Raw genomic sequence first — 13,693 nt, 5'->3', positions numbered from 1 at the left:
GGCATCCCGTCCGGCGAGCCCGAGGTCTCCGTCAGCTGACGTCCGTACCGACCCCTACGGCACCGAGCCCCGCCGCGGCCCCCGCGGCGGGGCTTCCGGCTCTCCCGGCACATCCCCCGCACCTCCGGGTACAGTGCCAGGAACCGTATGGAACGCATGGTGAGGCCCCCTCGTGTTGACGCAGACCACCACCCGGGTCCTCGAACCCAGCGACCTCGGCGCCGCGCTCGCCGTCCTGGAGAGCGACCCCGTCGCCAACGCGTTCGTCACCTCGCGCGTCCAGGTCGCCGGGCTCGATCCCTGGCGCCTGGGCGGCGAGATGTGGGGCTGGTACGCGGACGGGATGCTGCGCTCCCTGTGCTACTCCGGCGCCAACCTCGTCCCCATCTGCGCCACCCCCGAAGCCGTCCGTGCCTTCGCCGACCGGGCCCGCCGCGCCGGCCGCCGCTGCTCCTCGATCGTCGGCCCCGCCGAACCCACCGCCCGGCTGTGGCGCCTCCTCGAACCGAGCTGGGGCCCCGCCCGGGACATCCGCGCACACCAGCCGCTCATGGTCACCGAGGAGCCGTCGCGGGACATCGCGCCCGACCCGCTCGTCCGCCGCATCCGCAAGGACGAAGTGGACCTGATCATGCCCGCCTGCGTGGCCATGTTCACCGAGGAGGTCGGCATCTCGCCCATGGCCGGCGACGGCGGCCTGCTCTACCAGGCACGCGTAGCCGAACTCGTGGGCGCCGGCCGCTCCTTCGCCCGCGTCGACGACGGCAGAGTCGTCTTCAAGGCCGAGATCGGCGCCGCGACCGCCCAGGCCTGCCAGATCCAGGGCGTCTGGGTGGACCCCGAATACCGCGGCCGCGGCCTCTCCGAGACCGGAATGGCGGCGGTCCTGCGGTACGCGCTCGACGACGTCGCCCCGGTCGTGTCGCTGTACGTCAACGACTACAACACCCCCGCCCGGGCCGCCTACCGCCGCGTCGGCTTCCGCGAGGTCGGCGCCTTCATGAGCGTGCTGTTCTGAGCGCGCGCCGCAGAAGTTAAGGTTCGGCGCATGGATGACGTCGTGGTCGAACCGATCAACCTCGCCGCCCGCGTGGACGACGCGCTGGCCGTACAGGCGCTCGCCTTCGGGCTCAGCGAGGACGAGATCGGGGTACGCCGCCACATCGTGCTGCGGCATCTGATGAACCCCGGCGCGTGCGCCTACGGCGCCCTGACCGGGACCGGGCGGCTCGTGGGCTTCGTCTACGGCATGCCCAACGACCGCAGCCACTGGTGGTCCACCGTCGTCGAACCGTATCTGCGCAGCACCGGCAGCGAGAGCTGGCTCGACGACTCCTTCGTCATCACCGAGCTCCACGTCCACCCCGACTTCCAGGGCCGGGGCATCGGCCGCGAGCTCATCACCACCATTACCGACGGCGCCGAGCAGCCCCGCTCGATCCTCTCCGCCATCGACGTCGAGAACCCGGCCCGGACGCTCTACCGCGCGCTCGGCTACACCGACCTGGCCCGCCGCGTCCACTTTCCCAGCGCCCCCAAGCCGTACGCCGTGATGGGGGCGCCGCTGCCGCTGCGGCGGCGTGAAGGGGCCGCCGGGCGGAACTGATTTCCGCCCGGCGGTGCCCCAGGGCTAACCTCCTAGCCATCACACTTTTCACCGCAGGAGAGTTCCCCATGGCCCAGGTCCAGCGCATGTCCCGGTTGATGGTCAAGACACTGCGCGACGACCCGGCGGACGCCGAGACGCTCAGCCACAAGCTGCTCGTCCGCGCCGGTTACGTCCGCCGCAACGCCGCGGGGATCTGGTCCTGGCTGCCGCTGGGCATGAAGGTCCTGGAGAACGTCTCCCGCGTGGTCCGCGAGGAGATGGACGCGATCGGCGCCCAGGAGGTGCTGCTGCCGGCCCTGCTGCCCAAGGAGCCCTACGAGGCGACGGGCCGCTGGGAGGAGTACGGCGCCGAGCTGTTCCGCCTCAAGGACCGCAAGGGTGCCGACTACCTGCTCGGCCCCACCCACGAGGAGATCTTCACCCAGCTGGTCAAGGACCAGTGCACGTCCTACAAGGACCTGCCGGTGATCCTCTACCAGATCCAGACCAAGTACCGCGACGAGGCCCGCCCCCGCTCCGGCATCCTGCGCGGCCGCGAGTTCCAGATGAAGGACTCGTACTCGTTCGACACCACCGACGAGGGCCTGGCGGAGTCCTACGCGCTGCACCGCGAGGCGTACGTCAAGATCTTCCAGCGGCTCGGCCTGCGGCACAAGATCGTCTCCGCGGTCTCCGGCGCCATGGGCGGCTCGGCCTCCGAGGAGTTCCTGGCCCCGGCCGCGGCGGGCGAGGACACCTTCGTCTACTGCCCGAACTGCGACTACGCCGCCAACACCGAGGCCGTCACCTTCGCGCTCTCGCCGGTCGAGGGCGCCGAGCACGGCGCGGTGGAGGAGCTCGACACCCCCGACACGCCGACCATCGAGACGCTCGCCCAGCACCTGGGCGTCCCGGCGTCCGCGACGCTGAAGAACCTGCTGGTCAAGGTCGACGGGGAGATCGTCGCCGTGGGCGTCCCCGGGGACCGCGAGGTCGACCTCGGCAAGCTCGAGGACCACCTGGCACCCGCCACCGTCGAGCTGGTCACCGCCGACGACTTCACCGGCCGCCCGGACCTCGTCCGCGGGTACGTCGGCCCGCAGGGCCTGGACAAGGTGCGCTACATCGCCGACCCGAGGGTCGCCCCCGGGACGTCCTGGATCACCGGCGCCAACCAGGAGGGCAAGCACGCCAGGAACGTCGTCGCCGGCCGCGACTTCGAGGTCGACGACTACCTGGACGTCGTGGTGGTCGAGGAGGGCGACCCCTGCCCGAAGTGCGCCACCGGCCTGAAGATGGACCGCGCGATCGAGATCGGCCACATCTTCCAGCTCGGCCGCAAGTACGCCGACGCCTTCCAGCTCGACGTCCTCGGCCAGAACGGCAAGCCGGTCCGCGTGACCATGGGCTCGTACGGCATCGGCGTCTCCCGCGCCGTCGCGGCCCTCGCCGAGCAGCACGCCGACGACCAGGGCCTGTGCTGGCCCGCCGAGGTCGCCCCGGCCGACGTTCACGTGGTCGCCGCCGGCAAGGCGCTCCAGACCGAGCTGGCCCTGGACGTCTCGGAGAAGCTCAAGGACGCGGGCCTGCGGGTCCTGGTCGACGACCGCGCGGGTGTCTCCCCTGGCGTGAAGTTCACCGACGCCGAACTCATCGGCGTGCCGAAGATCCTCGTCGCGGGCCGCCGGTCCGGCGAGGGCGTCCTGGAGCTGAAGGACCGCCGCACCGGCGAGCGCGAGGAGCTCACGGTCGACGAGGCGATCGCCCGCCTCACCGCCACCGCCTGACCCGCGCCCGCCTCACCACCGCCCGGCCGCGGTCCCCGGATCAGATGCAGCCTGCCGTACCGGCGTCGTCCTCCCGCACAGGGACGGTCGGCGCCGGTTCGTGCAGGTGCGGATCGTGCACGTGCAACGGATGCGTCTGCGGCTGGTGCGCGGTCGGCTGCCCCGCCTGCGCCGGGCCCGGCTGCCGGGCCGACTGGCTGACCGGATGCTGCACGGGCCGGGGGGCCGGCTCGGCCGGTTGCGGTGCCTTCCCGGAGTCGGAGGCGACGGGCTGGTTCTGGGCCGCCCGCTCCAGGAAGCGCAGCAGTTCGACCGGGAACGGCAGCACCAGGGTCGAGTTCTTCTCCGCGGCGACCGCCACCACCGTCTGCAACAGCCGCAGCTGCAGCGCGGCAGGGGTCTCGCCCATCACGGTCGCGGCTTCCGCCAGTTTCTTCGACGCCTGCAGCTCCGCGTCCGCGTTGATGACCCGGGCGCGCCGCTCACGGTCCGCCTCGGCCTGCCGGGCCATCGAGCGCTTCATCGTCTCCGGCAGCGACACGTCCTTGATCTCGACGCGGTCGATGGTCACACCCCATTCGACGGCCGGGTTGTCGATCATCAGCTCCAGGCCCTGGTTGAGTTTCTCCCGGTTGGACAGCAGATCGTCGAGGTCGCTCTTGCCGATGATCGAGCGCAGGGACGTCTGGGCGATCTGGGAGACCGCGAACCGGTAGTCCTCGACCCGGATGATCGCGGCCGCAGCGTCGACCACCTTGAAGTAGATGACCGCGTCGACCCGGACGGTGACGTTGTCCCGGGTGATGCCGTCCTGAGCGGGCACCGGCATCGTCACGATCTGCATGCTGACCTTGTGCAGCCGCTCGACGAGCGGGACCACCATCGTGAACCCGGGGCCGCGGATGCCGCTGCGCAGCCGGCCGAAGCGCAGTACCACGCCCTTCTCGTACTGTTTGACGACCTTGGCCGCCGCGGCGACGTAGAGCGCGGCGGCCGCACCCACTGCCGCCGCTATTCCCAGCAGTTCCTCGACCATGACAGCCCCCTGACGTCGGAGCCGGTGGTATCGGGTGTGTTATGCCCAATAATGCACCTGTACGCCCGTTCGGGGAGGTCGGATCCTTCTCAGAGCCAGGCCGCGAATTCGAGCAGCAGTTCGGCTTCCTGGTGGCGGCCCGAGGTCAGGGCACGGGCGCCCGACTCGACCGCGCGGAACAGGGTCCAGCCGCGCAGCCGCTCACGGTCCACGTCCAGCGAGTCCGCGAGCCTGTTCACCCGCCGTCGGGCCGCCGACGCGCCCGACGCGGCCGCGACCAGGTCCTCGACCCGGTCCCGGACGAGCCGCGCCAGATCATAGGCACGCTCGCCCACCAGCGGTTCCGGGCCCACCGCGAGCCACGGCGCCCGGTCGCCGGCCAGCACCTTGCCCTGCCGGAAGCAGCCGTGCAGCAGCAGTTCCTCGGCCTCGCCGGCGACGAGCTCCTCGCGCGCGGCGAGCGCCGCCGACACGAGCTCGGCCGGACCGGGTGCCGTCACCGCCCGCATCACCTCCGCCTGTCGCGCCGTGCGCTCCGCGACCGACTCGAAGCCGTGGCCGGCGGGCGGTTCGACCCACAGCCTGCGCACCGTTCCGGCCGCCTCCAGCAGAGCCTTGGCCTCCGGCAGCGATCGCAGGGACACCTCCGGCTGCAGCCGTTCCAGCAGCAGACCCGGCCCGGCGTCGTCCAGTGGCCGCACCGCGCCCCAGCCGTTCCAGTGGGCGAGCGCCGCGCGTTCGAGATCGGGGGCGGCGAAGGGCGGGGCGATCTTCAGGGCAGCCGGACCGCCGTCCGGCTGCCGCACGAGGACGACCAGACTGCTGCGGCCGCCCGGGGCGACCACCCGGTCCGCGGCGAGACCGCGCACGTCCAGTGCCTCCTGGGCGGTCTTCGGAAGCCGGCCGAGCCATTCGCCCGCGGCCGCCTCCCCGTACGTCTCGCCGAGCGCCCGTACCAGTCGCTGCGGCGGTTCGAAACCCATGCGTGCGTCGTTCCCTTTCGAAAGGCCGGGCTCACAGTCCTCTTGCGGTCGCGCTCCGTCGCTCGGCGAGCCCCGGAAAGGCTACGCCGCTGCCACGCCACCGCACGGCCCGGACCGCCGCCTCGCGCAGAGCGCTCGCGGCTTCCCGGCGCAGCGGGCCCTCTGCCGCCCTCACGAGATCCGAGTAGACGCCCGCCACCCGGTCCTCCAGCTCGGCCGCGAGCCGGACGGCCGCATCGGCGTCGGGTACCGGGAACGGCAGCGCGTAGGCCGCGGCCGACGCGGGCGGCTTGCCGCCCAGATCGCGCACCGTCCGCTCCAGCGCGTCCCGCCGGGCGTGGTGGGCGGCGTACGCTGCCCGGGCCTCCGCCCGCCGGTCGTCGCCGACCCGGCCGCCGACGACCCCGTAGCCGTACACCGCCGCGTGCTCGGCGGCGAGCGCCGCCTGCGCGGCCTCCAGCGCACTCATGCCCGGCTCCCCTCGGTGAGCAGATACGCGTGTCCGGCCACCGCCGCAGCGACCGACGCGAGCAGACGCGCGTACTCGGGCGGGGCGGTCAGCAGCGCCGTGGAGTGCGCGCTCGCGGTACGGGAGGCCAGCGCGGCGAGCTCGGCGAGCGCGGCCTCCGGATCCGCCGGTACGGCCGGACCCGGGCGCGTCGTGGCGCCGGCGGAGGGCGCCGTGCCGGGGCGCCTCGTCGGCGTGGAGGCCGCCGCTCCGGCGGAGCCCGGCGGGACGGCCGGGGCCGGGGTCGGCGCCCGGTGCTCCGCCGGCCTCTCGGCATCGGAAGGAGCGGGGCGCGCCTGGCCACCCGCGCCGGGGGCGCCACCCGCGCCGGGGCGGCCTCCGGCCGGGGCCAGGGCCGCCGCGTGGGCCGCTGTCGCGGTGCGCAGCGGGGTCAGCCGGCCGGCCAGTGGCGGATGGGCGGCGATCACCGCGTCGTACCGCTCCAGCAGGGCCGTGCTGGTGGCCGCCGACCGGCGGCGCAGCGCCGTCTCGGCCGCGGCCGCGCGCTCGGCCGCCGTACGGGTCCGCCGGCCGGCCGGGCCGTCGTCCGAGGTGCAGCCGGCCAGGAGCCCGGCCGCGGTCGCCGCGCCCGCCGCGACGAGCGCACGCCTGCGTGTCGTCCCCGTGCGCCCCACGTGTCTCTCCCTCGGCCAGCCCTGAAGATCACCGCAGGCGAGCGTACCTGCGGGTCGTCGCGAGGTGGACGGCAACACCCCCCGCGACCGGATACCCTTTGTTTCGACACGCGACGATCCCACAACAGCACACGCGGCCGAGGAGTCACCCGGATGAGCACCACCCAGAGCGAGAGGCTGCGCGGGCTGCTGGAACCGCTCGTCAGCGCCAAGGATCTGGATCTCGAGGAGATCGAGGTGTCCCGGGCCGGTCGCCGCCGGATGCTGAGGATCGTCGTGGACTCGGACGAGGGCGTGGAACTCGACGCCTGCGCCGAGCTGAGCCGCGCCATCTCCGACAGGCTCGACGAGACGGACGCGATGGGCGACGAGGAATACGTCCTCGAAGTGAGCTCGCCGGGCGCCGACCGCCCGCTGACCGAGCACCGCCACTACGTCCGCGCCACCGGCCGCCTGGTGAAGCTCCAGCTTCAGGAGGGCGCCGAGCTGGTGGCCCGCATCCTCACCGTGGACGACGACGGCCTCGACCTCGAGGTGCCGGGTGTGAAGGGGCGCAAGCCCACCGCCCGCCGGGTGGCGTTCGCGGACATCGCGAAGGCACGCGTGGAGATCGAGTTCAACCGCAAGGACAAGAAGGAAGAGGAGGCGTAGCCGTGGACATCGACGTGAAGCTCCTGAGGGGCTTGGCACAGGAGAAGGAGATTCCCTTCGACCTGCTGGTCGAGGCGATCGAGTCGGCCCTCCTCATCGCCTACCACCGCACCGAGGGTGCCCGCCGCCACGCCCGTGTCGTGCTGGACCGCCAGACCGGTCATGTCACGGTGTGGGCGAAGGAGGACCCGGCCGATCTGGAGGAGGGCCAGGAGCCCAAGGAGTTCGACGACACGCCGTCGGACTTCGGCCGGATCGCCGCCAGCACCGCCCGCCAGGTCATCCAGCAGCGGCTCCGGGACGCCGAGAACGACGTCACCTTCGGCGAGTACGCCCGCCGCGAGGGCGATGTCGTCGCGGGCCAGGTGCAGCAGGGCAAGGACCCCAAGAACGTCCTGGTGAAGCTGGACGACAAGCTCGAGGCGATCCTGCCGGTGCAGGAGCAGGTGCCCGGCGAGGAGTACACCCACGGCCTGCGGCTGCGCACGTACGTCGTCCGGGTCGCCAAGGGTGTCCGCGGTCCGTCCGTCACCCTTTCGCGGACGCATCCCAATCTGGTGAAGAAGCTTTTCGCCCTGGAGGTCCCCGAGATCGCCGACGGCTCGGTGGAGATCGCGGCGATCGCCCGTGAGGCCGGTCACCGGACGAAGATCGCCGTGCGTTCCACCCGTTCGGGTCTGAACGCCAAGGGCGCCTGCATCGGCCCGATGGGCGGCCGCGTCCGCAACGTCATGGCCGAGCTGCACGGAGAGAAGATCGACATCGTCGACTGGTCGGACGACCCGGCCGAGATGGTGGCGAACGCGCTCTCCCCGGCCCGCGTCTCCAAGGTGGAGGTCGTCGACCTCGCCGCCCGCTCCGCCCGGGTGACCGTGCCGGACTACCAGCTGTCGCTGGCCATCGGCAAGGAGGGGCAGAACGCCCGGCTCGCCGCCCGCCTCACCGGCTGGCGCATCGACATCCGCCCGGACACCGAGCAGTCCCCCGAGCAGGACTGACAGGATCCGGCGCCCAGCCGGGAATGGATTCCGCCGTGGTCACGTTGTGCTACGACAGGATCACCGCGGTAATTTCAGCCATCAAGTGTTCGATTTTTGCCCCAAAGGGGTGAGGTCGGCGCGGGGAGGTAGACTTGAGCGTGTCTGGCCGGACGCATGCCCGCGCATGCCCTGAGCGCACCTGCGTAGGGTGCCGGGAGCGAGCGGCCAAGCGCGATCTGCTGCGGATCGTGTTGATCAAGGGCGAGTGCGCCCCCGATCCTCGCGGTACGCTGCCCGGCCGGGGTGCTTATGTGCATCCCGCCTCGGTCTGTCTCGATCTGGCGGTCCGCCGCCGGGCGTTCCCGAGGGCCTTCAGGGCCCAGGGGCCGTTCGAAACGGCGGCAGTGCGCCGGTTCGTGGAGCAGCGGAATCTGTAAGAAGAAGTACGGCACGGAACCCCGTGCGGTCAGGTACCTCGCGAGTTGGAAGTAGGTCGAGATTGCGATGAGCACTCGATGAGTACGCGATGAGTACGCCCATGAAGTAGCGACGGTCCGGCGGTAACCCGGACCTAAAAGGAGCGAAGTGGCTAAGGTCCGGGTATACGAACTCGCCAAGGAGTTCGGTGTGGAGAGCAAGGTCGTCATGGCCAAGCTCCAGGAACTCGGTGAATTCGTCCGTTCGGCGTCTTCGACGATCGAGGCGCCGGTTGTACGCAAGTTGACTGACGCGCTGCAGGGCCCCGGCGGCAACGCCGGCAAGTCCGCCGCGAAGCCCGGCGCGCCCCGCAAGGCCGCGCCTGCGAAGCCCTCCCCCGCAGCGGCAAGCCGCGCCGGAGGCACCCCCAGCCCGTCCGCGCCCTCCCCGGCGCAGGCGGCCCGTCCCGCTGCCCCGAAGCCCGGCGCCCCCGCGCCGAAGCCCGCGGCGGCCGAGAAGTCCGCGGCGCCGGCTCCCGGCCCGCGTCCCACTCCGGGTCCGAAGCCCGCCGCCGCGCCCAAGCCGGCGCCCGCGGCCCCGGCTCCGGCGAACCCGGAGTTCACCGCGCCTCCGTCGGCCCCGGCCGCCGGTCCGCGGCCCGGTACCCCCGGTCCCCGTCCCGCCGCGCGCCCCGGACAGGGCTCCGGTCAGGGCGACCGCGGTACCCGTCCCGGCGCTCCGCGCCCCGGCGGCGAGCGTCAGGCTCCCCGTCCGGGCGGTGCCCGTCCCGCGGGTCCGCGTCCGGGCAACAACCCCTTCACCTCGGGTGGCTCCACCGGAATGGCGCGCCCCCAGGCGCCCCGTCCGGGCGGTGCCCCGCGTCCCGGTGGCCCCGGTGCCCCGGGCCCGCGTCCGCAGGGTGCCGGTCAGGGCGGTCCCCGTCCCCAGGCCGGTCCCGGTGGTGCCCGTCCCACTCCCGGTGGCATGCCGCGTCCCCAGGCCCCGCGCCCGGGTGGCGGCCCCGCCGGTAACCGTCCGAACCCGGGCATGATGCCGCAGCGTCCCGCTGCCGGCCCGCGTCCCGGTGGCGGCGGCCCCGGCGGCCGTGGCCCCGGTGGCGGCGCCGGTCGTCCGGGCGGCGGCGGTCGTCCCGGCTTCGCCGGCCGTCCGGCCGGTCCCGGCGGCGGTGGCGGCGGCTTCGGCGGTCGTCCCGGTGGTGGCGGCGGCGGTGGCGGCCGTCCCGGCGGTCCCGGTGGCGGTGGCGGCGGCTTCGGCGGTCGTCCCGGCTTCGGCGGTCGTCCCGGCGGCCCCGGCGGCCGTGGTGGCACGCAGGGTGCCTTCGGTCGTCCCGGTGGTCCCGCGCGTCGCGGTCGCAAGTCGAAGCGGCAGAGGCGCCAGGAGTACGAGGCCATGCAGGCCCCGTCGGTCGGCGGCGTGATGCTGCCTCGCGGCAACGGCGAGACCGTTCGCCTGTCGCGCGGTGCGTCCCTCACCGACTTCGCGGAGAAGATCAACGCCAACCCGGCGTCGCTCGTCGCGGTCATGATGAACCTCGGCGAGATGGTCACCGCCACGCAGTCCGTCTCGGACGAGACGCTGCAGCTTCTCGGCGACGAGATGAACTACACGGTTCAGATCGTCAGCCCGGAGGAGGAGGACCGCGAGCTGCTCGAGTCCTTCGACCTCGAGTGGGGCGAGGACGAGGGCGGCGAGGAGTTCCTCGTGTCCCGTCCGCCGGTCGTGACCGTCATGGGTCACGTCGACCACGGTAAGACCCGACTGCTGGACGCGATCCGCAAGACGAACGTCGTCGCGGGCGAGGCCGGCGGTATCACGCAGCACATCGGTGCGTACCAGGTCGCCACCGAGGTCAACGACGAGGACCGCAGGATCACCTTCATCGACACCCCGGGTCACGAGGCGTTCACCGCCATGCGTGCCCGTGGTGCCAAGTCCACCGACATCGCGATCCTCGTGGTGGCGGCGAACGACGGTGTGATGCCCCAGACGATCGAGGCGCTGAACCACGCCAAGGCGGCCGACGTGCCGATCGTGGTCGCGGTCAACAAGATCGACGTCGAGGGCGCGGACCCGACCAAGGTGCGCGGTCAGCTGACCGAGTACGGCCTGGTGGCCGAGGAGTACGGCGGCGACACGATGTTCGTCGACATCTCCGCCAAGCAGGGTCTGAACATCGACAAGCTGCTCGAGGCCGTGATCCTCACCGCGGACGCGGCGCTGGACCTGCGGGCCAACCCGGAGCAGGACGCGCAGGGTATCGCCATCGAGGCGCACCTGGACAAGGGCCGCGGCGCCGTCGCGACCGTCCTGGTCCAGCGAGGCACCCTGCGGGTCGGCGACACGATGGTCGCGGGCGACGCCTACGGCCGTGTCCGCGCGATGCTCGACGACAAGGGCGAGAACGTGGAAGAGGCGGGTCCGTCGACCCCGGTCCTCGTCCTCGGTCTCACCAACGTCCCGGGCGCCGGCGACAACTTCCTGGTGGTCGACGAGGACCGTACGGCCCGTCAGATCGCCGAGAAGCGTGCCGCCCGTGAGCGCAACGCCGCGTTCGCCAAGCGTGTGCGCCGCGTCTCCCTCGAGGACCTGGACAAGGTGCTCAAGGCCGGCGAGATCCAGCAGCTCAACCTCATCATCAAGGGTGACGCTTCCGGTTCCGTCGAGGCGCTCGAGTCGTCGCTGCTCCAGCTGGACGTCGGCGAAGAGGTCGACATCCGGGTCCTGCACCGCGGCGTCGGTGCGGTCACGGAGTCGGACATCGACCTGGCCATGGGCTCGGACGCCATCGTCATCGGCTTCAACGTCCGCGCGGCCGGCCGTGCCGCGCAGATGGCGGAGCGCGAGGGCGTCGACGTCCGGTACTACTCGGTGATCTACCAGGCCATCGAGGAGATCGAGGCGGCCCTCAAGGGCATGCTCAAGCCGGAGTACGAAGAGGTCGAGCTCGGCACGGCGGAGATCCGCGAGGTCTTCCGCTCGTCCAAGCTGGGCAACATCGCGGGTGTGCTCATCCGCTCCGGCGAGGTCCGGCGCAACACGAAGGCGCGCCTCATCCGCGACGGCAAGGTCATCGCGGAGGACCTCAACATCGCCGGTCTGCGTCGCTTCAAGGACGACGTCACCGAGATCCGCGAAGGCTTCGAGGGTGGTATCAACCTCGGAAACTTCAACGACATCAAGGTCGACGACGTCATCGCGACGTACGAGATGCGCGAGAAGCCGCGCGTCTGATCCCGCACACGGGAGCCGGGGCCGGTCGGCGGAAGGAATTCCGTCGATCGGCCCCGGCCGTTGCGTGTACGGTTCTGGTGTCCCTGCCACCTCGACGGCGGGGCCACTGGCTGTGCCGAACCGGGGGACGACCCGCGGCACATAAACCCGTACCGGCGGGACATCCGGACATACATGTATGTGGGGACACTGTCCTTCGATCTGCTCCTCGGCGACGTACGGTCGTTGAAGGAGAAGCGCTCCGTCGTCCGGCCGATCGTCGCCGAGCTCCAGCGGAAGTACGCGGTGAGCGCGGCGGAGACCGGCGGCCAGAACCTCCATCGCAGGGCCGAGATCGGGCTTGCGATGGTCTCCGGCGACGTCGGACACCTCACGGAAGTACTCGACCGGTGCGAGCGCATGGTCGCCGCCCGGCCCGAGGTGGAGCTGCTGTCCGTACGGCGCAGGCTCCACACCGACGAAGACTGAATGTGCAAGGCAAAAAGGAGAAGGACCAGTGGCCGACAACGCGCGGGCGAAAAAGCTGGCGGACCTCATCCGGGAGGTGGTCGCCGAGAAGCTGCAGCGCGGCATCAAGGACCCGCGCCTGGGTACGCACGTGACCATCACGGACACCCGCGTCACCGGTGACCTGCGGGAGGCCACGGTCTTCTACACGGTCTACGGCGACGACGAGGCCCGGGCCAGCGCGGCAGCCGGCCTGGAGAGCGCCAAGGGCATCCTGCGCTCCGCGGTCGGCCGGGCGGCGGGGACCAAGTTCACGCCCACCCTGGCCTTCGTGGCGGACGCCCTCCCGGAGAACGCCCGGACGATCGAGGACCTCCTCGACAAGGCGCGGGCCTCCGACGCCAAGGTGCGCGAGGCGTCCTCGGGCGCCGCGTACGCCGGCGAGGCCGACCCGTACCGCAAGCCCGGTGACGAGGACGACGCCGCCGAATGAGCCAGCACAGCACCACGCCGGACGGCCTTGTCATCGTCGACAAGCCGTCCGGCTTCACTTCGCACGACGTCGTCGCGAAGATGCGTGGGATCGCCCGGACCCGCCGCGTCGGACACGCCGGCACCCTCGACCCCATGGCCACCGGTGTACTGGTGCTCGGGGTCCAGAAGGCCACCAAGCTCCTCGGTCACCTCGCACTGACCGAGAAGGAGTACCTCGGCACGATCCGGCTCGGGCAGAACACCATCACGGACGACGCCGAGGGCGAGATCACCTCGTCCACCGACGCCTCCGGGGTCACCCGCGAGGCCGTCGACACCGAGGTCGCCAAGCTCACCGGCGACATCATGCAGGTGCCGTCCAAGGTCAGCGCCATCAAGATCGACGGCAAGCGGTCCTACGCCCGGGTGCGCGGCGGCGAGGAGTTCGACATCCCGGCCCGGCCGGTGACCGTCTCGCAGTTCACCGTGTACGACATGCGGGACGCGGTGGCCGAGGACGGGACCCCCGTCGTCGACCTGGTGGTCTCCGTGGTGTGCTCCTCCGGGACGTACATCCGCGCCCTCGCCCGGGACCTCGGTGCCGGACTGGGCGTCGGCGGGCACCTGACGGCCCTGCGCCGCACCCGCGTCGGGCCCTACAAGCTCGACTCCGCGCGGACCCTGGACCAGCTCCAGGAGGAGCTGACCGTGATGCCGATCGCCGAGGCCGCGGCTGCCGCGTTCCCCCGCTGGGACGTGGACGAGAAGCGGGCCCGGCTGCTGCTCAACGGCGTACGGCTGGACATGCCGGCCTACGACTCCGCGCCGGTCGCCGTCTTCGGCCCCGAGGGCCGCTTCGTGGCGCTCGTGGAAGAGCGGAACGGCAAGGCGAAGAGCCTCGCGGTCTTCGGCTGAGCACCACCCCGGGCGACCCA

Annotated in this window: 14 protein-coding genes; 10 read left to right on the top strand and 4 right to left on the bottom strand. The window is 72.0% G+C overall.

Going from position 1 to position 13,693, the window contains the following annotated elements; genetic code table 11:
- Positions 1-175: 175 nt before the first annotated feature.
- The 3 genes from ACY34K_RS29710 (at position 176) to ACY34K_RS29700 (ending at position 3,375) form a co-directional block, all read left to right on the top strand.
- The gene (locus ACY34K_RS29710; protein WP_462752596.1) at positions 176-1,018 is read left to right on the top strand and encodes a GNAT family N-acetyltransferase; all 843 of its coding nucleotides are present in this window, start codon (positions 176-178) and stop codon (positions 1,016-1,018) included.
- A gap of 30 nt (positions 1,019-1,048) precedes the next feature.
- Complete coding sequence (locus ACY34K_RS29705) at positions 1,049-1,606, top strand: GNAT family N-acetyltransferase (RefSeq protein WP_462752590.1); 558 nt, start codon at positions 1,049-1,051, stop codon at positions 1,604-1,606.
- 68 nt (positions 1,607-1,674) lie between these two features.
- Positions 1,675-3,375 (top strand): proline--tRNA ligase, encoded by a 1,701-nt coding sequence (locus tag ACY34K_RS29700; RefSeq protein ID WP_462752588.1) that lies wholly within the window; start codon positions 1,675-1,677, stop codon positions 3,373-3,375.
- A 40-nt stretch (positions 3,376-3,415) separates the two neighbouring features.
- Here ACY34K_RS29700 and ACY34K_RS29695 read toward each other — a convergent pair whose 3' ends face one another.
- The 4 genes from ACY34K_RS29695 to ACY34K_RS29680 form a co-directional block, all read right to left on the bottom strand.
- Positions 3,416-4,411: a slipin family protein gene (locus ACY34K_RS29695; RefSeq protein ID WP_462752586.1), complete on the bottom strand. Its 996-nt coding sequence runs from the start codon at positions 4,409-4,411 to the stop codon at positions 3,416-3,418.
- 89 nt (positions 4,412-4,500) lie between these two features.
- Positions 4,501-5,394, bottom strand: coding sequence for an aminoglycoside phosphotransferase family protein (locus tag ACY34K_RS29690; RefSeq protein WP_462752584.1), 894 nt, complete (start codon positions 5,392-5,394; stop codon positions 4,501-4,503).
- 31 nt (positions 5,395-5,425) lie between these two features.
- Entirely contained in the window at positions 5,426-5,863 is a 438-nt protein-coding gene (locus ACY34K_RS29685; protein WP_462752582.1) for a DUF4439 domain-containing protein, read from the bottom strand.
- Positions 5,860-6,537: a hypothetical protein gene (locus tag ACY34K_RS29680; RefSeq protein WP_462752580.1), complete on the bottom strand. Its 678-nt coding sequence runs from the start codon at positions 6,535-6,537 to the stop codon at positions 5,860-5,862. The genes ACY34K_RS29685 and ACY34K_RS29680 overlap by 4 nt, the downstream gene beginning before the upstream one ends.
- 153 nt (positions 6,538-6,690) lie before the next feature.
- Between ACY34K_RS29680 and rimP the strand changes: the two genes are divergently transcribed.
- The 7 genes from rimP to truB all read left to right on the top strand — a co-directional run bounded on the left by rimP (position 6,691) and on the right by truB (position 13,673).
- Positions 6,691-7,188 (top strand): ribosome maturation factor RimP, encoded by a 498-nt coding sequence (gene rimP / locus ACY34K_RS29675; RefSeq protein ID WP_462752578.1) that lies wholly within the window; start codon positions 6,691-6,693, stop codon positions 7,186-7,188.
- Between the two features lie 2 nt (positions 7,189-7,190).
- The gene (gene nusA / locus ACY34K_RS29670; protein ID WP_462752576.1) at positions 7,191-8,186 is read left to right on the top strand and encodes a transcription termination factor NusA; all 996 of its coding nucleotides are present in this window, start codon (positions 7,191-7,193) and stop codon (positions 8,184-8,186) included.
- A gap of 140 nt (positions 8,187-8,326) precedes the next feature.
- Positions 8,327-8,605 (top strand): YlxR family protein, encoded by a 279-nt coding sequence (locus ACY34K_RS29665; RefSeq protein ID WP_462752594.1) that lies wholly within the window; start codon positions 8,327-8,329, stop codon positions 8,603-8,605.
- A 148-nt stretch (positions 8,606-8,753) separates the two neighbouring features.
- Complete coding sequence (infB, locus tag ACY34K_RS29660) at positions 8,754-11,837, top strand: translation initiation factor IF-2 (RefSeq protein WP_462752574.1); 3,084 nt, start codon at positions 8,754-8,756, stop codon at positions 11,835-11,837.
- A gap of 174 nt (positions 11,838-12,011) precedes the next feature.
- Positions 12,012-12,305, top strand: a complete 294-nt coding sequence (locus ACY34K_RS29655; RefSeq protein ID WP_355356107.1) for a DUF503 domain-containing protein — start codon at positions 12,012-12,014, stop codon at positions 12,303-12,305.
- A gap of 28 nt (positions 12,306-12,333) precedes the next feature.
- A complete protein-coding gene (rbfA, locus tag ACY34K_RS29650; RefSeq protein ID WP_462752572.1) occupies positions 12,334-12,777 on the top strand; it encodes a 30S ribosome-binding factor RbfA in 444 nt (147 codons plus the stop codon).
- Entirely contained in the window at positions 12,774-13,673 is a 900-nt protein-coding gene (truB, locus tag ACY34K_RS29645; protein WP_462752570.1) for a tRNA pseudouridine(55) synthase TruB, read from the top strand. The genes rbfA and truB overlap by 4 nt, the downstream gene beginning before the upstream one ends.
- The last annotated feature ends 20 nt before the right edge of the window (positions 13,674-13,693 follow it).

The sequence above is a fragment of the Streptomyces sp. STAM6 genome, from assembly GCF_054963715.1.
This window is presented reverse-complemented; position numbering and strand designations above follow the sequence as displayed.